Genomic DNA, 22160 nt, shown 5'->3' on the forward strand with positions numbered 1-22160 from the left:
GAGAGTTATATTAACTTGTTGTAAAAACATTCAAATAAAAAATATCTACCCACTTTTGTTCTAAAAAATGAAATTTCATCACTATAAAACACTATCCTTAAAGGTTTTATCAACTAAAAGCATTAAAAATAGCTTTCTTGTCTAAAAATCCATAAAAAGTTCATTGCATATTTATAAGGATTTAGTCATTCTACACTAGGGGCAATTGATCTTGTTAAAAGGCTTTTAAGTTTAAAAGCTATGCTATGAAAGTCAATGGCTCCAAATACCAATTTGGGAGAACTAATGAAATTTAATCGCGCTGTAATTAAAGTTGGAAGTGCGCTAGTAGCACCTGATAATAAAGGCTGTAGCGGTAAGCACATACTTGCCATCGCCCGTTTTATCACGGAGTGTAATCTAGCAGGCAAAGAAATTATTCTAGTATCATCTGGTAGCGTAGCTGCTGGGCGTAAACTTATTCAGCATGGCTCTCCTGTTCCCTCTATTCCCGTAAAGCAAGCTATGGCTTCTGTTGGTCAAATGCAGATGATGGCGAACTGGCAACGTTTTTTTGATGTTCCTTGTAGCCAATTACTGATCACTCACGGTGATCTGAAAGACCGTGAACGCTACATCAATATTAAAAATACACTGCGTATTTTACTCGCCAATAATATTATCCCTATTGTTAATGAAAACGATACGGTGGCAACAGATGAATTAAAAGTGGGCGATAACGATAACCTAGCAGCATTAGTTGCATTGGTTAGTGAAGCAGATTGTTTATTTATATTAAGTGATATTGACGGGGTTTATGATAAAAATCCTAAAACTAATCCTGACGCAATCATGATCCCCGAAATTAAAGAAATAACACCTGAAATATATGCAATGGCAGGTAGTACCAATAATGTTATTGCAACTGGCGGAATGAAAACTAAAATTCAAGCGGCTGAAAAAGCAGTAGAAAACGGCATTGAAACTTACATTATTAATGGAAGTGACAGCACGGTTTTTGAAAAACTACTTAAAGGTGAGAACCCAGGTACACGTTTTGTTGCAAATCAGGCTGCCACAAAAGCTAAAAAGCACTGGCTCAAGCATACCTTAAAAAGTAATGGTCATGTTATGCTAGATAAAGGTGCAATAAACGCCGTTGTAAATAAAGGTGCTTCGCTTTTACCTTCAGGAATAAAAAGCATTTCCGGTGATTTTTCTGCAGGTGATTCTATCGATATTATAGATTGCGAATCAAAAAAAATTATAGCTAAAGGCATTTGCCAGTATGGCCATCGCGACTTATCGCGCATTCAAGGTAAAAACAGCGACCAAATAGAAGCTATTTTAGGCTTTCGTCCAAGTAAAGTCGTTATTCATCGAGACGATATGGTCGTTTTATCTAAGTAACTCGAAATAAAAATAAGTAACATACATTTTTGATTAATAGAATTGGTATTAAACAATGAACTCTTCAACAAATTTTAATATGGCTGAAATGGCTGCCCAAGCGAAGGTAGCAAGTAGAGCTGTAGCACAATTAACCACTACGCAAAAAAATCAATTATTAACAGCAATGGCAAGTGAGATTGAAGCACAAAGCCAATTTATTATTGATGAAAACCAAAAAGACATTGAAGCTGGCCGAGCTAAAGGCTTAAGTGAAGCAATGCTCGACAGGCTTTTATTAACGCCGCAACGTATTATTGATATTGCTGATGCTATTCGTGAAATAGTTACATTACAAGATCCTGTTGGCGATATTAGTAATCTATCGTTACGCCCTAATGGTATGCAAGTAGGAAAAATGCGTATTCCTTTAGGCGTTATCTCAATGATTTATGAAGCTCGCCCTAACGTAACCGCTGAATCTGCAGCCTTGTGTATTAAATCAGGTAATGCCGTTATTTTACGTGGTGGCTCAGAAGCCATTCATAGTAACTTAGCCTTAGCTAACTGCTTACATAAAACCATGGAAGCTAACAGCATTGATAAAAATATAGTGTCTGTTATTCCTGATACCAGCCGTGAAGTAATAGAGCAATTACTAAAACAGCGCGATACGATAGATTTAGTGATCCCTCGAGGTGGTGAAGGACTTATTCGTTACGTAACTGAAAATAGTCAAATACCTGTTATTCAACATTTTAAAGGGGTTTGTCATTTATTTATTGATAAGTTTGCCGATCTAAATAAAGCGACCAATATTTTAGTCAATGGTAAAACTCAGCGTCCTAGTGCTTGTAACTCAATTGAAACGGTTTTAGTTCATAAAGATATCGCCGAACAGTTTTTACCTTTAGCGGCTCAAGCTTTAAAGCCAGCCAATGTAAAAGTGCATGCTTGTGAACAAAGTATTAAATACTTCGATAATGCTGAACTTGCAACTGATGACGATTTCCATGCTGAGTACCTAGCACAAGAGGTAGCCATTAAAATTATTGACGGTTTCGACGCTGCGATTGATCATATAAATGAATACACTTCAGATCACACAGAAGTCATTGTTACCCAAGACACCAGCCGAAGCCAACAGTTCATCAGACAAATTAACTCGTCTGTCGTGATGGTAAATGCATCGTCACGTTTTTCAGACGGTGGGCAACTAGGTTTAGGTTCTGAGATTGGAATTTCTACGAGTAAACTTCATGCTTATGGACCTATGGGGCTTGCTTCCTTAACTACTGAAAAATTTGTGGTTTATGGCGATGGACAAGTACGAGATTAGTCGTCTTAGCCACAGTTAAATTAAGGAATTCCACTTTATATGAGAATGTTGATATCAACATTACAAAGCAGTTTGTTTATTGTATTTATTATCTTTTGCTTAAACGTTAATGCAGAAGATAATAAAGAACAGCTGCTTTCTCACGTAAAACAATACCAAAATCTTTTATTAGATAATAAGTTTGAAGATGCGGCAGTTGAAGCTGAAAAAGCTTACACCTTATCTCAAACCTTATTTAAACCAACTAGTGCTAATCATATCGCTATTTCTGAAGACTACGCGTTAATACTGTTACAAATAGAAAGATATAAGCAAGCTATTCCGTTATTACAGTCTCTTGTTAAAATAATAGCGCAAAAGTACAGCACACATGATGAAAAGCTGATCCCTTTACTAGGAGATTTAAAGCTCGCCACTCGAAATATTAACCCTGATCTCAGCCAAGAATATGCCATACGTCAGACACAATTGTATTTACGCTATAATAGTAATGAGTATGTAGATAGCTTAAAAAATCAATCATTACAGTCGACTCAACAAGCCAAAAACTTAGCTGACGATTTAACTAAAATCACAAAAAAAACTTATAAAATTATGGATGCTGGTCAATGGGATCTTATTTATAACGAAGACAGCGATTTTAATTTTAAACAATTAATTAAACAAATGGATATGGGCTACCGTTCAGCGCTGGGCTTTCTTATTTCATTTAATATTTTATCTAAACCGCCTGAAGAAAAACTAACCGCAGTATTCTTCAGCTCAAGAGCTGATTACAAAGCATATTTACATAGCCAAAAAAGTCACAATGCATCAGCAGCAGCTCAACTATCTACGGGAATTTATGCCCAACACCTCAACACACTTTTTTTATTCGACCATCAACTAACAAATAATCGAAAAAACAAATTCAGGGTGTTATCAACACTTCGTCATGAAATTGCCCATCAGCTCTTCTTTAATTTAGGTTTACAGAGTCGTTCAAAGAATGTTGAATATCCTCGTTGGTTAGGAGAAGGTCTTGCAACATCATTAGAATTTCACAATATAACTCAAATTTCTGGACCACAAACCTCAAACTATTCTTTTAGACGCTTGATTAAACTTAAAAAACAACTGAAAAAAGGGCCTTTAACGCCCATTTCTGACATTGTATCAATTCGAGCCGGATCTGAAGGAATAACCAGCAAAAACAATCCAGATATTTATGAATTAGGTGGCTTTCTTGTGCGATTTTTATATGAATATCATCCAGATGAACTTAGAGAATATATTAAATATTTAACTAAAACTCATCGCACTAAGCTCTCTATCCGATCGCCTATTTTTTATCGTTATTTTGGTGATCGAGAATCATTACAGCAGTCATTCGATAATTATATAGCTAATTTAATCAAGCAAATGGATGATAAACGCGCTAAATATTATAAAAACAAAAAAGCGATTGAGTAATAGCCTTATAGGCGACGGTAATACCGCAATCGTTCAAGCACAATTGAACCGGTATTTGGCAATATTCAGATTAATGAAGGTATGAACAAGTTTAATCTATTACCTTAAAACTCTCGGAGTTTTAGTATATCGCTTGACACTAAAATATCTGAAACGATATAGTTCAGCACTAATAGGAATCAAGGATGATTGTTAATTATTTCTTAGTTAACATAACCTCTTAAAATAATGGAATATAAAATGGATTTAGCCACGACAAGCCCGCAAAAAAATAGCCTTACCTTAGAAAAATTTGAAGAACATCTACATAAAGCGATTGATAAGCCAACCACAAACTTTCGCATGAGAAAAATAGGCCCTTCTAGGCAAGGAAAAAGAAGAGAAGTAAAAGTTCATAATGGCGCTCATAGAGCAACGTGGGCTAAAACAATCATATACCCGTAACCATTCAAGATGCAGGTTTCAGTGGGAACTAAAAACAATTTAGGCACAGATTTCACGTTCCAAACGAAATCTAAGGTCTACATCCATGTATGCAAGGCATTAAGTTTACGTCATGGTTATTCTCGGTAACTGCTCCTGCGTTACCCTAATGTCCTACATCCATGTAGGAACCTGACTAAAGTTAATAAGCCCCATAAATTGTTTTTAGACCCATCGAAGAAGCGCTTGAGCAAAATCACTTCTGCGTTAATGCTTTTTATAAGGGAACAACCATTATTACAAAGCATTGCCTTGAATTGATATTGCTCAAGTGCTCTGAAATATGCATCTTGAGTGGTAACGGGTATAAATATCCACTTAAGAACCATCAGCATTAATGTATTTCTTAACTTTAAACAAAATGATTTAAATCAGGCCGATTACAGTAAATTAAAAGCACTAGCTATGGCTGGTATTAAACAATATTGGTCTAACACCATAACGGTTGATGGAGTGCGTTTTAACGTAACCGTCAATGCTTTACATAAAAATAGCAGCGATGCTATTCCTGTTGATTTAAAAATAGAAGAAAGCCCTAACTATGCTAGGTCAATGAATCCAGCAATATTGGGGATAGATGCAAGCTTCATTTATCAAAAAGGTCAAAGTGCAAACCGTATTCCCGAAAAACAAATTGATGATGATTTTAAGTTAGTTTCAGCTCATGAATTTGGCCATTCAGTTTTAATGTACGTTGGCGGTATAACTTTATCTTGGGGGCACAAAGATTCTACTAACACGCTATTTCAAAATATAAAATCATCGACATCTGGATACCCTACGAGTGGGAAGCTTGATTTAATGAAATATTATGATCAGAAAAAACAAAAAGAACAAAAATTTCAGAGGGTTAATGACTCAGTCGCAATGGAAATAGATATTAAACGCTTAATATGGAGTTCAGAAATTGTATGGACAGCTTAAAAAATGGCTACAAATATTTACTGGTAATACTAACGGCTATACTACTCAGTGCTTGTTCAAATATTTACTGGGGAAATATTATAAATGAGACCAATGACGTTATTACGATAAAGCTTACTTTCGTAAACGAATACGGTAAGCATTTTTTGGAAATGAATCCAATTAGAACGAATGAAAATAGTATATGGGAATATGAACAATCATCACTGTTTACAGACAAAATGGATAAAGATTTATTTATGGTTGAGGCAACAAACAATACTGGTTGTACTATTATTTTTGACCGTAAAGCAATAGAGAAAAAAGTTGGGAAGAATAGACAAATAATAGTAATTACACCACAAGATTTTATCGATGCTTGTGACATAAAAGCGAACAAGACTAGCGTTAAATTAAAGAACTAAGCATAGGTGTCAATTTATTCAGGTATTGGGGCTTGAAGCCCGCTTTATCGTATAAGTAAACATTAAAGGCTTAATATGGAGTTCAGAAATTATATGGAAAGTTTAACTAATCTCTATAAATATATCCTAATGCTGTGTTTTCCTTTATTTCTCAGTGGCTGTTCAAATATTTATTGGGGGAGCGTTAAAAACACTACTAATGAGGTTGTGAAGGTAAAATTAATTTTTAAAAATGAATATGGGACTCACTATTTGGAATTACCTCCTTTAAAGCCAATGGGTCATGAGTTATGGGATTATGAGCAGTCTTCGTTAACTATTACCAAAATCGATAAAAATTTATTTGTTGTTGAAGCAACAAATAGTGAAGGATGCACTATTACTTTTGACCGTGCTGCAATAGATAAAAAAGTAGAAAACCATGAGTTAGAAGTTGTTATTACACCACAAGATTTTATCGATGCTTGTGGAACAAAAATAAACCAAGACTAGAGTTAAATTAAAGAACCAAGAACTAACGCCAGGTCCTGAGGAGAATCTTTCCTTTGGCTTCTTGCTGGCTATAATCGACTTTCCCCAAACAACATAGTAACAGCAGCCTGTATGATGATTTTGTTGGTGCTTTTAAAATACATAGGTGTTTTTTCAAAATAAAAGCTTAGGATATAATGGCTTAGTCTGGCCTCGAATTAACTATTAATACCACTTAATTCTCATTAAGGTGCGACACTAACGACGCAAGCCCTTTTCCTTTATTGAGTATTTTCCAAGCGATATATAATTGGCTTTCATGTAACGACTCTTTTAATGGAACAACAACAAGTTCACCAGCATCTAGTAAATGTTGAATACGTTCTATAGGTAAAAAACCTCCGCCCAACCCTGCTGTTATTGCTTTAATTTTTTGTTCAACTGTTGATACGTATAAGTGTTTACTTTGTTCAATAAACCCCGCAGTTGTTTTAGCTACAATACTTTTTGCGCTATCGTGCACAATAATCGTTCGGTAATTTATGAGGTCATCTTGTGATATTGGTGTTGTTATATTAGCTAACGCATGAGAATTATTAACACAAAAAAGCATATGTAATACAGTAAAAGGAATAGCCCTTATCCCTTTTTGAATTGGCACAGGAGCAGAAGCGCCAATCAATAAATCAACCTTATCATCAATTAATGCTTCCCAAGTTCCATTAAGTACCTCTTCTTGTATATCTAATTCTACATTTTTGTGATCATCTAAAAATTGTTTAAATACAGGTAATACCTTGTTGATATCAATAATAGAATCGATAGCGATACGGATTTTAGGCTCCCAGCCATTAGCGATTGTTTTTGTTTGTTCAGATATTTTGTTTATAGCGAGTAAAATATGGCGACCTTCCTCCAGTAAATATTTCCCTGCCGGTGTTAATACTGAGCGTCGCCCTTGCCGCTGAAATAAAGTAACATCAAGTTGCTCTTCTAACTTCTGCACAATATAAGACAAAGCCGAAGGAACTTTATTTAAGTGTTCTGCCGCAGAAGCGTAACTTCCGCGTTCAGCAATAGCATCTAATACCAATAAAGATTCAATAGAAATTGAAGGAGTATTCATCGAGTTAAAACCTAAAGTAATAGAGAACACCATATTGTTCAAAAATTTTGAACAAATCAAACAAATTATCGTAGTTATTTAAATAAATAATATTACTTACAATCTATTCACTGGCTAAATAGAACCTATTAACACTATTAAGAGCCGTTTTTACTTAACTAGAGAGAATAAGATTATGACAACTTCAATTATTAAAAAATTAGTAACATCTACGCCAACCAATAGCACATTACCTTTACGTTTAATTGCTGGCATTATTTTTAGTGCACATGGCGCGCAAAAATTATTTGCTTGGTTTGGTGGTTACGGCTTAGAAGGCACAGGCCAATGGATGGATTCTATTGGATTATCGCCAGGTTATTTTATGGCTTTAGGTGCAGGTAGTGCAGAGTTCTTTGGCGGACTTTTATTACTGTTAGGTTTATTTACCAGAGCATCTGGCGCGGTTTTAACATTTACCATGATTATTGCCATATTTAGTGTTCATTTTACCAATGGTTTATTTATGAGTAACAACGGTTACGAATTTGCCTTAGCTTTATTAGGAATGAGTTTAGCTTTAGCGATTCAAGGTGGCGGAAAATACGCTTTAGACAATATTATCGCTAAAAATCTGTAATTTATTCAATAAACTAGGAGAAAAGTTATGGGATTAATCGTTAACGGAAAATGGGTCGACCAATGGTACGACACAGAAGCAAGTAAAGGTGAGTTTGTGCGACAAGATAGCCGCTTTCGCCATCAAATATCGGCAGATCCAAGTAGCCAATATTATGCAGAAAAAGACAGATATCATTTATATGTATCTCTTGCTTGCCCATGGGCACATCGCACGCTTATTTTTAGAAAATTAAAGCAGTTAGAAGATATTATCTCAGTGAGTGTTGTTAAGCCTGAAATGCTAGATAACGGTTGGGAGTTTGGTGAAAAGGGTGATCCGCTATATCAATTAGATTATGCCTATCAGCTTTACCTAAAAGCCGCACCAGATTATCAAGGTAGAGTAACAGTCCCTATTTTGTGGGATAAAAAAACACAAACTATTGTTAATAACGAGTCGATTGAAATTATTAGAATGTTTAATACCGCGTTTAATGATTTAACAGGTAATAGCGATGATTATTACCCTGACTCTTTACAGGAACAAATTGAAACCGTAAATGAACGAATTTATCACACCGTGAATAACGGCGTTTACCGAGCTGGTTTTGCTACAACTCAAGCAGCGTATGAAGAAGCTTATTACGAATTGTTTGATAGCTTAGATTGGTTAGAACAACATTTATCGACAAACCGTTACCTTGTTGGTGAACATCTTACTGAAGCTGATTGGCGCTTATTTACAACGCTAGTTCGGTTTGACGCGGTATATCACGGACATTTTAAGTGTAATAAGCAAAAACTTAGCGAATATCACCATATTTATAATTACGTTAAAGCGTTATATCAAGTCAACGGTATTAAAGAAACAGTGGATTTGGAATATACCAAGCAACATTATTATGCGAGTCATAAAACTATTAACCCTACGCTTATTGTGCCTCTTGGCGGTATTTGTAACTTTGATGAAGCTCACGATCGCGATAGAAGTTATTAAGACATAAATTATATAGATAGGAGTAAACCATGATTAAACATTATCCTTTTAACCAGTTAGGTAAAGCTAATCATGGTTGGTTAAAAGCAAATTTTCACTTTAGCTTTGCTCATTATTACAACCCAAAACGAATGGGGTTTGGTGTACTACGTGTTGTTAATGATGATGCTATTAATGCAAATACAGGCTTTCCGGCGCATCCGCATAACAACATGGAAATTATCACCATAGTGCGCTCTGGCGCAATTCATCATCAAGACAGTGAAGGAAATAAAGGCATCACTCAAGCAGGCGAAGTACAAGTTATGAGTGCGGGTAGTGGTATTGTTCATTCAGAATATAACCGAACTAAAGATCCTTTAACTCTTTACCAAATATGGATACAGCCAAATAAGCAAAACGTAACACCGCGCTGGGACAGCAAGCTATTTCCAACAAACTATGTAACCAACACATTACCTTTATTGGTTTCAGGCTATGAAGAAGACAAAGATAACGCTTTGTTTATTCATCAAGAAGCTAGAATATTTGGTGGCAAAGTAAAACAGGGTATAAAGCTTACTCATAAAATAACTCATCAAGCTTATATATTAGCTTCAAAAGGGAATTTTGAATTAACCAACAGCGGCCACTTAACAGTTATGCAAAAGGGTGACGGAGCGGAAGTGACTCAAACGAAAGAAGTTACCATTACCGCAACAAGTGACTGTGAAATAGTCATTATTGATGTACCTAGCTAAGCTAAAGACTATTTACTTAAGCTTCTGCTACTCAAACAGTTAAAAAGCTCGAATACAAAATCTCTAGCTTTTTAACTGTTTATATTTATTACATATTATTTTTATAAAGCTCATTTATTTATTGCTATCAAGCGCTTAATCTGTAGAATTCGTGTTAATGATCTCTTATAAAGTCATAACGTGCTAAAAACTCCATTAACTAAATTATTGCTACTTAGCTTTATTTTACTCAGCCATTTATTCAGTATACTCATGCCTGCTAGCGCAGCGATGAATATGCATGCGTCGAATATGCAGGTTAATGATTTAGCACCTATTTGTAGTGGTAACGGTAAAATTAGATGGATCAAGTTATCTGAATATTACCAAACAGGAAAACTGACTTTTTTAGAAAAACCTTCTGTTAGTGATAAAACTGAACAAAATAATAATACGTGCCCAATATGCTCTATTTACACTCAATTAGATAACCTTTCTACAGGACTTGTTTCTGCTCATTCACTTACGCTAGACAACCAAACCTATCAAGCACGTTTTAATTTTTTACAGCATTTTACACAACGTAATACCTTAACACCTAGCTCTAGAGATCCTCCTTCCCTTATCTCAATTTAAACATTACATTTTATTTATTATTTTTAAGGGAAACTTATGTCTTTTTATACAAAAGCAGCTTGTGCTGTTGCTATTTCTTGTTTATCTGTAGCCGTTCAAGCCCATAATGGTGTTGATCATACAAAACAAACTAAACACCACGATAATCCTAAAGTATTACCGCAAACTCATGCGCCTATCGGGGTAATGGGTGATCATATGCATCAAGCAGGCGAATTTATGTTTTCGTATCGCTACATGGATATGGATATGTCGGGAAATTTACAAGGTAATGACGACATTTCATCAGATCAAATAGCGACCACAGTACCCAATAAATTTGCCAGCATGCCAATGATGCCACCAACGGTTCGCGTTGTTCCTCAAACCATGACCACCAAAATGCATATGCTCGGTTTTATGTATGCACCCACTAACGATTTAACTTTAATGTTAATGGTTAATTACCTTGAAAGAGACATGCTTTTATCAACCTATAAAGGCATGATGGGCACAAAGCAATTAGGTAACTTCAATACCGAAAGTGAAGGGCTAGGCGATACAAAGCTTGGCTTGCTTTATCGCTTACACGATAACGACACCCATCATTTTCATATGAATGTAAATTGGCAAATACCAACAGGTGATATTGATAAAACCGCGGAAGTATTAACGCCAATGAATATGCGTACTAACATGCGTATGCCTTATGCCATGCAACTAGGCTCAGGATCAAACATAGTAGAATTAGGTACTACATATAATGGCTATGTTAATAAAAGTAATTGGGGTGCCCAAATATTATATAGCACAGCCTTAGACACTAACGACGAAGGTTATCAAGTAGGTGATAAAATGCAGTTAACCGCTTGGTATGCACATCAACTAACCGATATATTGAGTAGTTCGTTACGTTTGCATTATATAAATACCGATGAAATAGACGGTATAGATAATAAAATAATGGCTCCCGTGGCTACAGCAAATCCTGAAAACTATGGTGGTGATTATATTAATGCTTCATTTGGCTTAAACACCGTATTTGCCAATAAACATCGTGTTTCGTTTGAGTATTCAGTTCCTTTAAAGCAAACCGTAAATGGTGTGCAGATGGAAATGGATAAAATGTTGACTGTGGGTTATCAAATTGCTTTTTAAGATAAAAAGTACGTAAACCGTGACTTAATAGAAGCCCGTAATTAACCTGAACTCGGGTTAAAAGATATTTAACGAAATTGAAATATAACAAAAAATATTTTTATTGAGTCTCTAGCTTGATAGTTTTTCTTAATTCAAGGCAAGTTTCGCGTCATTAGCTGGTCTATTGCAAGTAAATTTAACGCTGAAATTAGAAAAAATAGCTGCTAGAGCAGTATTTGTTAAGCCGAGTTTAGGTTAATTAATATTTACGATTTTTTTTTATTTCTTTTCTATACAAAAGAATATTCTGATAGAATTCCTAATCGGAAGAAAAATATACTATAAAAAAAGGAATAACACATGTCAGATACAGAAATAACACCTGAAACAGAAAATGCTTTTGAAGCACCTAAAGCTGATTTATCAACCCCCTCGACAGATAAACCTATTTTACAAATGAAACGTTTTTCAGCGTGGGGGGTTTTTGGGTTATCAATTATAACATTTGGTATATATCTTATTTATTGGATGTTTACTCGAGTTAATAAGATAAATACTCTATCTAAAGTAGCTAAAGCTAATGTTATAGGAATGTATATTTACATAGCTGCTAGCATCTTTTCTAATGTTGTATTATACGGTTTTACTTTGGTTAACGTTAGCCTTGCTCTATCGCTTATTTCATTGGTTGCATTTTATGTGGCTATATACTCCCTTAGAAGCGCTATAACAGAAGTGATAAACGAAGGAACTAAAGAGAAAGTAAAAATAGGTCCAATTAAAACATTTTTCTTTAATATCCTTTACTTCCAATACAAAATTAACGAAGCAATTGACAATCAAAGAGAATAATTTGAACTAGGTTATTCAACTTAATAAAAAAGAGCCTGATGGCTCTTTTTTTGTATCTCGTTTTCCATTTCTCAACACTAGTTTGTTTATTAATGGTATTGGGTTACAACAGCCCTGCATGTTTTACACTTAAATAGGTGTTAATCACTTGCGGTAATAAATGTTCGGGTTGGCTATTAACACAAATAATATTTTCTTTTCGGAGCCGGTTTAGGTTTTTACGATAAATATTTTGTAAATCAATAGCAGCGCAGTACCTATGGGCTTCGCTTAGCGTTTCAATATCAGCAGATACCGTTTCTGTTAAGGCAACATTTTCAATATTCACTAAAGCAACAAGATGGTGCCGCTGTAAGTTTTTCAGTGCAGGTAATAACTCTTCAATACTTTGATCGTTTAGCGTAGTTACCATCAAAACGAGCGCGCGTTTACTGCGTTTTTTTAGTAAATGGGTTACCGCTTGTTGGTAATCACTTGTGGTTTCATCAGGGTGCAAATCATAAAAATGGTTCATAACTCGAGATACATTCTGTGCGCCTTTAACCGCAGGTAACCAACGTTCTTTTTGATTAAAGCTTTGCATACTAAACCAATCACCTTGTTTTAAGACCGTGTGACTAAGCATAAGCAATGCGTTTAATGCCGCATCAAAATGTGAACCTATAGCGGTTTCTATATTCATTTTATTCCCCGCATCAAGCATCACCACAACATGCTGGTTTTGCTCTTCTTGATATTCTTTGGCAATAAGTTTTTGTCGTTTACTGGTAGCTTGCCAATCAATTTGCCTAATACTGTCGCCTTGACGAAATTCACGTAATTGATGAAATTCAGTGCCACCACCACGCTTTTTCATTTGCTTTAAACCATTAATTGGTTGGTTTTGCACACCGTTAAGACTTTGCTGTTTTAAACGCTCAAAATCAGGGTAAGTTTTAACGGTAATGGTATCGTTCACTAACCAATAGCTTTGCCATAATCGTGCTGGTGAAGTTAAGCAAAACTCGATAGGACCGACTATAGCTTGCCCTCGCTGCGTTGATTTTAATTTAAAACGCACAGTAGCTTTTTGATTCGCAAAGATATGAACAATGTTAGGTAAACCTGCCAATTGAAACTGTTGACCTACATGCTCTCTAATTGATAATGCATATTGGCTATTACTGTTATTCTCAATAATATATTCAATACTATGCCAGCGATTAAAGCTTAGTTTATTGCTTGCTAAACGGGTAATGCTTAACTGAGGAGGTTTTCTACTTTGACTAAAATCGACAATACAAAACAACGTAATTAAAAGTGCACATGCGTCGATAAAACTTAGATAGCTAGTTTCATCACTACCTAACGCTTTCACCGTAATAAACAGTGTAATTAAAACGCCTATAACTTTAATAAGCGTATAGGAGGGTTTAAAAGCTATTCGCTTCATACGCGAGGTGCTTCAATCGATTTTAGTAGATCGTCAATCGTTTGATCTTGAGTTATACCTTCCAACTCAACATCTGCCGATAAAATTAATCGATGTCTTAATACATTTTTAGCAACCACTTTTATATCGTCAGGTACAACAAAATCACGGCCATTCATTAATGCTGTTACTTTGGCTGCTTTAATTAAGTTGATACTTGCCCGTACACCTGCTCCATGAATGATGCCATGCCAGTTTCTAGTTTTAGTGACGATATCTACCGCGTAATGATAAATTTGTTCGTCTACCGTAACTTGAGTGGCTAATACTTTGATTTTTTCAATAACATCAGCATTCATTAATTGCGGTAAGTTATTAGTATTTAGCTCATGGCTTCGTTGTTCGGTATTTAATTTTAATAACGTTATTTCATCGTCTTTTAATGGATAATCTAAATTGACCTTCATCATAAAACGATCAAGCTCAGCTTCAGGAAGTGGGTAAGTACCTTCTTGATCTAATGGGTTTTGTGTTGCCAATACCATAAAAGGAGAGCTTAATAATTGGCTTTCACCATCAATCGTTATTTGCTGCTCTTGCATCACTTCTAATAACGCTGATTGTGTTTTTGCTGGCGCACGGTTAATTTCATCTGCCAATAACAAATTGGTGTGAGCAGGGCCTTTTTTAATAATAAATTCACCCGTTTTTAAATCATATAAGCTATGCCCAAGTACGTCAGAAGGCATAAGATCAGGTGTAAATTGCACACGCGAAAAGTCGACAGATAAACTTTGCGCTAAGGCTCTTACTAATAAGGTTTTTCCTAGTCCTGGCACACCTTCTAATAAAATATGACCGCCAGAAAATAATACCGTAAGTACATTTTCTATTATGGTGTCTTGGCCAATTAATACGCTAGCAATACTGCTTTTTAATTGAGTTACCTGATTAAAGGCTTCTTCGATAGTTAGTTCTGGTGTTGCTTCAATCACAATAAACTCCTTAGTTCTTTGAATAACTTAATAAACTTTATCCTTTTATTTTCATCTTCTGGTAATGGTTCGGATAAGAGTAAATGAATGTCTTGGCTGTTTTTTCCGGTTAACGAGCTGATTAAATCGGCTTGTTCATTCACGTTAAGTTGCTTGTATTTAGGTTGTCTTTTTTCAACCGCATTGGCGAGATCAATAAGTAGGGCGCTTTTAAGTACTTCATGGTGCTGGTATTTAAATAAATAATTACCCACGGCTTCAATATGTTTAGCAAATAAATTTTTTGAATGTTCCGAAGGTTCAATAGCAAGACCTAAACGCATACTCAATTGCCACATAAGTAATAAACTTAATACAGCAATTAGTACAATAACCTGCCAGCACCACTGCCATAACATCACTAACCAGCTAGTCGTTTGCGTACTAGGTAAATAAAAGAGTTGGTCATTAGAACCTATCAACCATAATAAATACTCTCCATGATCTAAATGCCTTAAACCATCATTTGAAATGGCGTTAATACTGGGTACAAAAGTGATAAAACCCTCATCAACCCCCTCTTCACAAATAAGCACTTCCTCGGTATTTTCTTGCAATACTTCAACACCACTACAGTTTTCAAACGTGTAACGATGGGCAATATATATTGAGAATGAGTCTTCTTTTTCAGTAATTATTCCATTAGATTTCGGCGTTGTAAGAATAGATTTTCGGTTAGCGACAAATTCCGCGTCTTTAACTGTTACCGGTGTTAACGCAATAACTGCGTTATTTTCTAACTTAAGCTGCTCTCGCCGTGACGACAAGGTATAAACCAAGTGCCCGCCTTTTTTGACCCAGTCAACTAACGCAGGAATAAGTTGTTCGTATTCAACAAGGGTTGCTTCATCAATCACTAACGTTGATGTTTTAGGTAAAGTAATATCACCTGCTTGTAAAAAAGATTCTTGCGTTGTCAGTTTCTTGAGCTTTTTTTGATAGGTTTCTAAAAATAAAGTGGCTGCAAGTAAAGGCTCTTCTCCTGCTTCTTGCGTTAAACCTATTTCTTCTTCAACCATGTTCCATTCAACAGTACTAATGAAATAAGCTAACGCTATAACCACAATAGCTAAGGTGCTAAATAACAATACCCGAGTTTTATTCATTTTGTGCTTGCTCCGGCTTCATGACTTTAAAAGCAGAAATCACGTCGTCAACTTGTTGCTGATTAACGTCTTTATGCGCCCAAGCTTGCTGGATCCACAAATGAAAAAGTTGTTGGTAGTTTTTATGTAATAACTGAGGTAAAGCTTTCAGTAATGCTATTTCGCATTCTTTTTCTGACATGGATTTGGTGATTAATACATTTGAAAAATTTTGAGCATAAATAAAAGAATACTTTAGCAAATACATTAATGCGGTTCGGTAGGCCTGTTTGTTATTAGCTTGTTGGGCGGCTTTAAGTAAATCTTTAGGCCCTTCACTATTATCAATACTACTCAAAAATGTTGGCAGATCTACTGTGCCCTCTATCGCTTTAGTGTTTCCTGCGCTAAATTTAAGCCATTTAAAGCCACCAGAACTGTACAACTTATATGCTATCCAAACGATTAGTGTCGCGACTAATAACCAAATTAAATATGCAATTACATTACTTATTACAGAAAGTCCTGAAAAAAAGCTTTTTAACCATTCAAAATCAAATTTAGGTTCCTCAGGATCAACCACAGGTTTCCATATATTTGTTTTTTCAATAAGTTGATGTTGTTCATAAATATCAACAACCTCTTTTCTTATTTTTATATTACGCTCATTTAACGGAGTTTCTTCATCAATATCTTCCACTTTTTCTTTATCAGCTTGCTCGGTTGTTACTTCCTGCGCTGATAATGGCGGTGTTGGTAAACTAAAACTCAATATCCCAATAACTAAAACAACAGCAATTTGACGAAAACGAGCAGCAATACCTTTAAAAGTTAGCTCTAAATCCCAACCTTCCATATCTATACGTGAATTTAAATAACCTAAAAATCCACCTGTTACGTAATACGGCGTAAGTAACATTATCGCCGCGATATAACAACAAGAATACAGTAACTCTAATTGGTAAAGAGCTGTTCCACTGGTAAAAAACTGATCATCAATTGAAACACCCTGAGGAATAAAATTATAAACAACCACCATCAAAAGGGTCGCAATAATCAGCTCAATATGCACACAAAATATTAACCAAAACATTTGCTTGTGATCATTTCTATTTAACAAAATATTTTTACGTTTTTTTCGCTCACTTCCTTGCAATAATTCAAGTTGTTCAATGGAGGCTAAATAAGATCTATAAGGACTCAATCGTCGGATGGTTAGCATAGATATAATATCTATTACTTTAAGTTTTTTGATCGACCAAATAGAAGACCAAGTACTCGTCGGCTGATAAAAGCTTCGCTTAGCTAGAAAATCTAATAGTGGGCGCTCCAATATAGGCTTCAACCACCAAATAATAAATGATGCCGTTGATACGCTAAAGATAACTGAAAACAAGATAGCAATAGGTAAGTATACACATATCACTATAAGCATTAATTGAATAAAATGATGTTTCACAACAAGTTGAGTTAAATCGAACACCTGCCATGCATTGCGCTGACGCGCATTAAAAAAGAGTTTAGTTATGTCCATATCTTGTCCCTCGATAAAACATCAACAAAACATAAAACCAGCAAACGGCTCCTGCCGAATATTTAAAAACATTGGGGATATCTAATGGCGACCAGAAAGCTTCAATAACAGCGGCAATCAATAACATGATAAAAGCCCCCACAATTAACGGGAGTACGCTACTTCCAGCCGTTTTAAGGGCATAAGCCCTAGAATATTGTTTTGGCATTAATAAACTAAAACCTATTTTGGCCCCCGCAGCTCCAGCAATAGCAATGGCGGTTAGTTCAAATGAGCCATGGGTAACAACAAACGAAAAAAAGGTACTTTCATAGCCAATATTAACAATATGGGCCGAAATAGCGCCAAAATAAAAGCTGTTAAACAGTAAAGGTAAAATCGCACCAACACCAAATAAAGCACCACCTCCAAACATTTGAAAGGCAATACCTATATTGTTATAAATATAAACACCAAACATTAAAACGGTTGATCCCGAACTTCTTTCTTTTGTTTGCACAGAGCCGGCAGGATCATACATTTTTTCTATGTCTTTAATGCTTTCCACATCAAGAAAATAATACACGGCATCAGGATCAAACCTCACCCAAAAATAAGCCAGCAAAGCTAGCCCATAAAAAGCACCAACCGATAACCAAAGGTAATAACGGTTTTCAAATAACGAACGAAAAAAATTCTGCTTAAAAAGCCGTAACAACGAACCAATTTTTATACCTTCACCTTGGTATAAAATACTTTGTCCGGTGGAAACAAACTCATTTAATTTAGCGATTAATGCGGGGGAATAGTGGCGAGTTCTTGCTGTTGCTAAATCATTACAAACTTGACGATACAGTACCGCAAATTCTGCTGGCATATCCTCTTCGCCGGCTGAATTTACTGATAACGCTTCAAACTGCTGCCAGCGTTTTTCATTTAGTTGAACAAATTGATTTTGTTTCATATTTTTTGGCCTAAATAGAAGTTGGCCATACTTTTTAATTTATTCGTTGCTGCTTCATCTTTTGCGTTCAACGCTTCACTCAATATATTAGCAAGCTCTTCTTGGCGAGCAGGAGAGAGTTTTTTACAGCGTTCTGAAAATTCAATTACAGCTTGTTGTTCATCAATGGCTAACTCTATTTTTGGTGGTTCTTCCTGACTTGTATTCTCACTATTCAGCAAAGTTCCTACGTTCTTTTCTTGATAAATAACGAGTGTACCTGCGCTCCAATCCCCAATACGCTTGTAACTTTTATTAAAGCTCATGGTGGCAATACCTAAGCAATAACCAAAAGGAAAAGCATCTGCGGGGCGCAGTAAATTTCGAATAATAATATTACTCAGCGTGGCGGGTAAACCATTGTCTTGAACAACTTTTAAATTGAATCTTTTTTTACCGGGAGTAGTGCCAGACTTTGCTTCAAAGGCTATATAGTAACCCCATGTAATAATAAAATAAGCAATAAGAATAAGCCCTTGGCCAGCATCTCCTAAAAAAGATAAGATGACAGCAACTAGGCCAAAAACGATAACTCGAATAAAAAAGTCGTAAAGGTAGGCACACGAACGAACAACAATACCTGCAGGCACAAGATTAATACTTACACCTTCAGGTAGTTTGATGAAAAACTTATTATCTAATCCTTGATACTGCATCATTATTATTTTTATCTTAAAACTATAAGTAATATCAATCTCTATAATAAATTGATATTAAGGGTTAGCAACCTTGCGTGGGAAATAAAGTAACACTTTGTTGTTAAATAATAAATGGTTAAAAATTTAACAAACAACTGCTCCTATTGTAGAAATAATTACAATACTACTCTTCAAAAATGTCTACGCGTGTTTATTTTACTTAAAATACTTCAATCTCTTCATCAACAACTACAACGCAAATACTGTCTTTATCTTTAATTTCGGGATGAGCATTAGTAACAATGCTATAAATCAGTTTATTTTTAGTGTTTTCGATAATAATAAAATAAGGGCGCCATGTGCTTTCAGCGTTTTTCTTTTCTTCACAAAAACTGAAAGTCATATTTCCGTCAAGAGTTATAAAGAAACTATAGCTATTACTTGATGGTTCAAAAGCTTGATCAACATAAAATAAAGCTTTAACGTCAATGCTATTACTAGATTCAGCAGTAATATGACCCTCAGCATTCAGTTCAAAACTATTATAGTTATAGCTATTAATAAGCTGAAATGTCTCGAATTGATTAATTCCGCTAAAATCTTGGTTTTCTTCGTCAAATATTGACTCTACTGAGTTTTCTTTTAACCAACCTGAAAAACTCATAAAGCTATCTGCATGTTTTATTTCATCAAAATAAGGCAGGTATAGTTCAGTCAGTGGTGTTTTTTCTAACGCTTTAAAGCCATTTAATACATCAACTGCATTACTTTTAACATAAGGGTATTGCGCAAAAGTAGGCATAATTATATGAAAGGTATAATCGCTATCATTTGTTATAGAAAAATAATCTCCAAACTCATTACTAACAGTGCGAATGTTATCGGTGATTTTGATGGCATATGCTATTTCAGGTTGAGCATCAGCAGTATTTTGATAATTAACATACTTAGGTGTTTCATTATCAATAGTTAACTGCAGTTCTATTTCCCAGCTATTGTTTAACGATAATCGCCATAAATCTTTTGCAGGATCGATAGAACGACTGGTAAAATTTGCTTCAAACTTTTGAATAAGAGAAGTATATAAATCATCGCGTATCAACCAATCTTCAGCAATAGTCGCAGAAAATTTATTCGTGGGAGTTATCGTTTCTAAGTAACAAAATACATTTAGCCACTCATCATTTTCGGTAATACCTGATAAACCTAGTTGCTCAATTAAGTCTGAAGTGTGAGCATTACTTGTTAAAGCAAGCTGCGCTAAGGTAATAAAATTAGCATAACTGTTAACGCCACTAATATTATCAAGTGCAAACATTTGTTGGCTTAATGCATTTAAGTCTTCAATACGATCCGTTAAATAAATTGGTTCTATTGATGTGCAGTTATCTGCTGTTTGTGAGCTTGTGTTTTGCGCTGCGAACAAAGAATGAGGCTCAAATTCAGGTACGACTTCTTCAGGGATTAGGATCTCCTGCTCATTTTGAATTTCTGGCGTATTTTCTTGATCACTTTGACAGGCAGACAAAGTAGTAATAATGATTAATGATAAAACGAGACGTAACATATTAACTTCCATGATATATAAAACGTATAGGTACAGAACCTAATGTATTAATGAGGTTGTATTATACCTGAGATGTTTTTAAAAACATTCAATTCTATGTGTTAATTTTGGTATTTTGGAAGAGCCTTTGATAAAAAGGGAGCATCAATAAAATCAATAACTCCCTTTTTAAAATTCAGCAGAATAAATTTTATGTATAACCTATTATCTACTTACTCAGCAATATAAGAACAACAGTAATCAACTAACGTTAATGCTTTAATTTCAAAAGATGAATGAGCGGGTACGTAAAAAGATCCGCCAGCGTTAATCGTTTGCCATTGAGTTTCACCCGGTAATAAAATTTCACAGTCGCCTGCAAGTATTTCCATTAGCTCTTTTTCTTCTGTACCAAATTTATATTCGCCAGCAACCATAATGCCTAAGGTTTTAAAAGTACCATCAGCAAAGGTTACTTTACGAGAAGTTACTTTACCGTCGAAATATACATTGGCTTCACGAGTAATGGTTACGTTATTAAATTCACTCATTTTCATTCTCTTCTATTTAATTTAAAAATATGATGATTTTAGTTTTACAAAAAATCATCATGGATTGAACACTATAATAATAACGCTGCAACACTAGCCACTATCGTCATTATTAAGACTAAAATCTTTAATGTTTTAGGTTTGATATCAATAGATAATCTAACCGAAACCACCGCGCCTAAAATACTACCTATGGCTAAATATATGCCTGCCATCCACGCGACTTGATCTCTATATATAAATACCCCTAGCGATACTGAAGTAAATAATAATGCCGCTACAATTTTTAATGCGTTTGCTTTTAATAAGTCGTACTTTAAAACACCCACAAAAACAGCGATTAATAAAAACCCAACACCCGCTTGAACAAAACCACCATAAAACCCTGCAATAAAGGTGGTAACAAAACCAAGTTTACTGTCTGAGCAGTTAACAATGCCATCACCTACATTGTTTGTATCGCTTTTAAAAACTACCCATAATGAGACTGCTACCATGGTTGCCAGTAATAAAGGCTTTAAAACATCTACATCTAAATAAGACGCTACAACAGATCCAAACAAACCACCGAGTAAAATAGGTACAAGAATGTTTTTAATTGAGGCTTTATCTAACTTGTCATGTTTATAGTAACCATGAGTGGCTGTTAATGATTGCATAAATATAGCAACACGGTTTGTCGCATTGGCTACATCGGCAGGTAAACCGATCATCATTAATGCAGGCAACGATAAATTGGATCCACCTCCAGCAAAGGTATTAATACCACCAGCTAAAAAGCCTATTACAATCAGTATTACCGCTTGTACTAAATCAACTGATTCAATCATTCCTGACACTCATACCTTTTTAAATAGGGGCTGGATAGTACAACAATCTATTTATTTAC

The 22160-nt window shown here is 35.1% G+C and carries 23 protein-coding genes; 13 read left to right on the top strand and 10 right to left on the bottom strand.

Annotated elements, in window-relative coordinates; genetic code table 11:
* The first annotated feature begins 285 nt into the window (after positions 1–285).
* From proB to ACM9HF_RS12830, 7 genes are all read left to right on the top strand, one after another.
* The gene (proB, locus tag ACM9HF_RS12800) at positions 286–1389 is read left to right on the top strand and encodes a glutamate 5-kinase (protein WP_473609020.1); all 1104 of its coding nucleotides are present in this window, start codon (positions 286–288) and stop codon (positions 1387–1389) included.
* A 55-nt stretch (positions 1390–1444) separates the two neighbouring features.
* Positions 1445–2707 carry a glutamate-5-semialdehyde dehydrogenase gene (locus ACM9HF_RS12805; protein ID WP_473609025.1) on the top strand — a complete coding sequence of 421 codons (1263 nt, stop codon included), beginning with the start codon at positions 1445–1447 and terminating at the stop codon, positions 2705–2707.
* A gap of 39 nt (positions 2708–2746) precedes the next feature.
* On the top strand, positions 2747–4159 hold the full coding sequence (locus ACM9HF_RS12810) for a DUF1570 domain-containing protein (protein ID WP_473609028.1): 1413 nt from the start codon (positions 2747–2749) through the stop codon (positions 4157–4159).
* 240 nt (positions 4160–4399) lie between these two features.
* Positions 4400–4603 (top strand): hypothetical protein, encoded by a 204-nt coding sequence (locus ACM9HF_RS12815; RefSeq protein WP_473609032.1) that lies wholly within the window; start codon positions 4400–4402, stop codon positions 4601–4603.
* Positions 4604–4936: 333 nt separating this feature from the next.
* Complete coding sequence (locus ACM9HF_RS12820; RefSeq protein ID WP_473609036.1) at positions 4937–5566, top strand: hypothetical protein; 630 nt, start codon at positions 4937–4939, stop codon at positions 5564–5566.
* Positions 5554–5970: a hypothetical protein gene (locus tag ACM9HF_RS12825; protein WP_473609040.1), complete on the top strand. Its 417-nt coding sequence runs from the start codon at positions 5554–5556 to the stop codon at positions 5968–5970. The genes ACM9HF_RS12820 and ACM9HF_RS12825 overlap by 13 nt, the downstream gene beginning before the upstream one ends.
* A 252-nt stretch (positions 5971–6222) precedes the next feature.
* Positions 6223–6462, top strand: a complete 240-nt coding sequence (locus tag ACM9HF_RS12830; protein WP_473609044.1) for a hypothetical protein — start codon at positions 6223–6225, stop codon at positions 6460–6462.
* A 214-nt stretch (positions 6463–6676) separates the two neighbouring features.
* Here ACM9HF_RS12830 and ACM9HF_RS12835 read toward each other — a convergent pair whose 3' ends face one another.
* A complete protein-coding gene (locus ACM9HF_RS12835; RefSeq protein WP_473609047.1) occupies positions 6677–7567 on the bottom strand; it encodes a LysR substrate-binding domain-containing protein in 891 nt (296 codons plus the stop codon).
* Positions 7568–7742: 175 nt separating this feature from the next.
* Between ACM9HF_RS12835 and ACM9HF_RS12840 the strand changes: the two genes are divergently transcribed.
* The 6 genes from ACM9HF_RS12840 (at position 7743) to ACM9HF_RS12865 (ending at position 12490) form a co-directional block, all read left to right on the top strand.
* The gene (locus ACM9HF_RS12840; RefSeq protein ID WP_473609051.1) at positions 7743–8186 is read left to right on the top strand and encodes a DoxX family protein; all 444 of its coding nucleotides are present in this window, start codon (positions 7743–7745) and stop codon (positions 8184–8186) included.
* Positions 8187–8213: 27 nt separating this feature from the next.
* Positions 8214–9164 (top strand): glutathione S-transferase family protein, encoded by a 951-nt coding sequence (locus ACM9HF_RS12845; RefSeq protein ID WP_473609054.1) that lies wholly within the window; start codon positions 8214–8216, stop codon positions 9162–9164.
* Between the two features lie 29 nt (positions 9165–9193).
* Entirely contained in the window at positions 9194–9904 is a 711-nt protein-coding gene (locus ACM9HF_RS12850) for a pirin family protein (protein WP_473609058.1), read from the top strand.
* A 180-nt stretch (positions 9905–10084) separates the two neighbouring features.
* Positions 10085–10519 carry a DUF2946 family protein gene (locus tag ACM9HF_RS12855; RefSeq protein ID WP_473609061.1) on the top strand — a complete coding sequence of 145 codons (435 nt, stop codon included), beginning with the start codon at positions 10085–10087 and terminating at the stop codon, positions 10517–10519.
* A gap of 36 nt (positions 10520–10555) precedes the next feature.
* Positions 10556–11656, top strand: coding sequence for a transporter family protein (locus tag ACM9HF_RS12860; protein WP_473609065.1), 1101 nt, complete (start codon positions 10556–10558; stop codon positions 11654–11656).
* A gap of 342 nt (positions 11657–11998) precedes the next feature.
* Positions 11999–12490, top strand: coding sequence for a DUF4234 domain-containing protein (locus tag ACM9HF_RS12865; RefSeq protein WP_473609070.1), 492 nt, complete (start codon positions 11999–12001; stop codon positions 12488–12490).
* A gap of 103 nt (positions 12491–12593) precedes the next feature.
* Here ACM9HF_RS12865 and ACM9HF_RS12870 read toward each other — a convergent pair whose 3' ends face one another.
* The 9 genes from ACM9HF_RS12870 to ACM9HF_RS12910 form a co-directional block, all read right to left on the bottom strand.
* Positions 12594–13922 carry a DUF58 domain-containing protein gene (locus ACM9HF_RS12870; protein WP_473609074.1) on the bottom strand — a complete coding sequence of 443 codons (1329 nt, stop codon included), beginning with the start codon at positions 13920–13922 and terminating at the stop codon, positions 12594–12596.
* Positions 13919–14896 (bottom strand): AAA family ATPase, encoded by a 978-nt coding sequence (locus ACM9HF_RS12875; protein WP_473609077.1) that lies wholly within the window; start codon positions 14894–14896, stop codon positions 13919–13921. The genes ACM9HF_RS12870 and ACM9HF_RS12875 overlap by 4 nt, the downstream gene beginning before the upstream one ends.
* Entirely contained in the window at positions 14893–16041 is a 1149-nt protein-coding gene (locus tag ACM9HF_RS12880) for a hypothetical protein (protein WP_473609081.1), read from the bottom strand. The genes ACM9HF_RS12875 and ACM9HF_RS12880 overlap by 4 nt, the downstream gene beginning before the upstream one ends.
* Entirely contained in the window at positions 16034–17554 is a 1521-nt protein-coding gene (locus tag ACM9HF_RS12885; RefSeq protein ID WP_473609085.1) for a hypothetical protein, read from the bottom strand. Before ACM9HF_RS12885 ends, ACM9HF_RS12880 begins: the two co-directional genes overlap by 8 nt.
* Positions 17541–18497 carry a stage II sporulation protein M gene (locus tag ACM9HF_RS12890; RefSeq protein ID WP_473609091.1) on the bottom strand — a complete coding sequence of 319 codons (957 nt, stop codon included), beginning with the start codon at positions 18495–18497 and terminating at the stop codon, positions 17541–17543. Before ACM9HF_RS12890 ends, ACM9HF_RS12885 begins: the two co-directional genes overlap by 14 nt.
* Complete coding sequence (locus ACM9HF_RS12895; RefSeq protein WP_473609093.1) at positions 18494–19195, bottom strand: RDD family protein; 702 nt, start codon at positions 19193–19195, stop codon at positions 18494–18496. The genes ACM9HF_RS12890 and ACM9HF_RS12895 overlap by 4 nt, the downstream gene beginning before the upstream one ends.
* A gap of 199 nt (positions 19196–19394) precedes the next feature.
* Positions 19395–20741 carry a hypothetical protein gene (locus tag ACM9HF_RS12900; RefSeq protein ID WP_473609096.1) on the bottom strand — a complete coding sequence of 449 codons (1347 nt, stop codon included), beginning with the start codon at positions 20739–20741 and terminating at the stop codon, positions 19395–19397.
* A gap of 212 nt (positions 20742–20953) precedes the next feature.
* Positions 20954–21271 carry a pyrimidine/purine nucleoside phosphorylase gene (ppnP, locus tag ACM9HF_RS12905; protein ID WP_077339892.1) on the bottom strand — a complete coding sequence of 106 codons (318 nt, stop codon included), beginning with the start codon at positions 21269–21271 and terminating at the stop codon, positions 20954–20956.
* A gap of 71 nt (positions 21272–21342) precedes the next feature.
* Complete coding sequence (locus ACM9HF_RS12910; protein ID WP_473609102.1) at positions 21343–22101, bottom strand: sulfite exporter TauE/SafE family protein; 759 nt, start codon at positions 22099–22101, stop codon at positions 21343–21345.
* Between the last annotated feature and the right edge of the window lie 59 nt (positions 22102–22160).

It is taken from the genome of Colwellia sp. RE-S-Sl-9 (assembly GCF_048296855.1).
Lineage (GTDB): Bacteria > Pseudomonadota > Gammaproteobacteria > Enterobacterales > Alteromonadaceae > Pseudocolwellia.

Bases quoted from the DNA above. Each gene is read 5' to 3' on its own strand.
- ACM9HF_RS12910 (WP_473609102.1), bottom strand. From the start codon at position 22,101: ATGATTGAATCAGTTGATTTAGTACAAGCGGTAATACTGATTGTAATA.
- ACM9HF_RS12810 (WP_473609028.1), top strand. From the start codon at position 2,747: ATGAGAATGTTGATATCAACATTACAAAGCAGTTTGTTTATTGTATTT.
- ACM9HF_RS12845 (WP_473609054.1), top strand. From the start codon at position 8,214: ATGGGATTAATCGTTAACGGAAAATGGGTCGACCAATGGTACGACACA.
- ACM9HF_RS12885 (WP_473609085.1), bottom strand. From the start codon at position 17,554: ATGGACATAACTAAACTCTTTTTTAATGCGCGTCAGCGCAATGCATGG.
- ACM9HF_RS12815 (WP_473609032.1), top strand. From the start codon at position 4,400: ATGGATTTAGCCACGACAAGCCCGCAAAAAAATAGCCTTACCTTAGAA.
- ACM9HF_RS12805 (WP_473609025.1), top strand. From the start codon at position 1,445: ATGAACTCTTCAACAAATTTTAATATGGCTGAAATGGCTGCCCAAGCG.
- ACM9HF_RS12865 (WP_473609070.1), top strand. From the start codon at position 11,999: ATGTCAGATACAGAAATAACACCTGAAACAGAAAATGCTTTTGAAGCA.
- proB (WP_473609020.1), top strand. From the start codon at position 286: ATGAAATTTAATCGCGCTGTAATTAAAGTTGGAAGTGCGCTAGTAGCA.
- ACM9HF_RS12880 (WP_473609081.1), bottom strand. From the start codon at position 16,041: ATGAATAAAACTCGGGTATTGTTATTTAGCACCTTAGCTATTGTGGTT.
- ACM9HF_RS12870 (WP_473609074.1), bottom strand. From the start codon at position 13,922: ATGAAGCGAATAGCTTTTAAACCCTCCTATACGCTTATTAAAGTTATA.
- ACM9HF_RS12895 (WP_473609093.1), bottom strand. From the start codon at position 19,195: ATGATGCAGTATCAAGGATTAGATAATAAGTTTTTCATCAAACTACCT.
- ppnP (WP_077339892.1), bottom strand. From the start codon at position 21,271: ATGAGTGAATTTAATAACGTAACCATTACTCGTGAAGCCAATGTATAT.
- ACM9HF_RS12835 (WP_473609047.1), bottom strand. From the start codon at position 7,567: ATGAATACTCCTTCAATTTCTATTGAATCTTTATTGGTATTAGATGCT.
- ACM9HF_RS12900 (WP_473609096.1), bottom strand. From the start codon at position 20,741: ATGTTACGTCTCGTTTTATCATTAATCATTATTACTACTTTGTCTGCC.
- ACM9HF_RS12850 (WP_473609058.1), top strand. From the start codon at position 9,194: ATGATTAAACATTATCCTTTTAACCAGTTAGGTAAAGCTAATCATGGT.
- ACM9HF_RS12860 (WP_473609065.1), top strand. From the start codon at position 10,556: ATGTCTTTTTATACAAAAGCAGCTTGTGCTGTTGCTATTTCTTGTTTA.
- ACM9HF_RS12890 (WP_473609091.1), bottom strand. From the start codon at position 18,497: ATGAAACAAAATCAATTTGTTCAACTAAATGAAAAACGCTGGCAGCAG.
- ACM9HF_RS12840 (WP_473609051.1), top strand. From the start codon at position 7,743: ATGACAACTTCAATTATTAAAAAATTAGTAACATCTACGCCAACCAAT.
- ACM9HF_RS12825 (WP_473609040.1), top strand. From the start codon at position 5,554: ATGGACAGCTTAAAAAATGGCTACAAATATTTACTGGTAATACTAACG.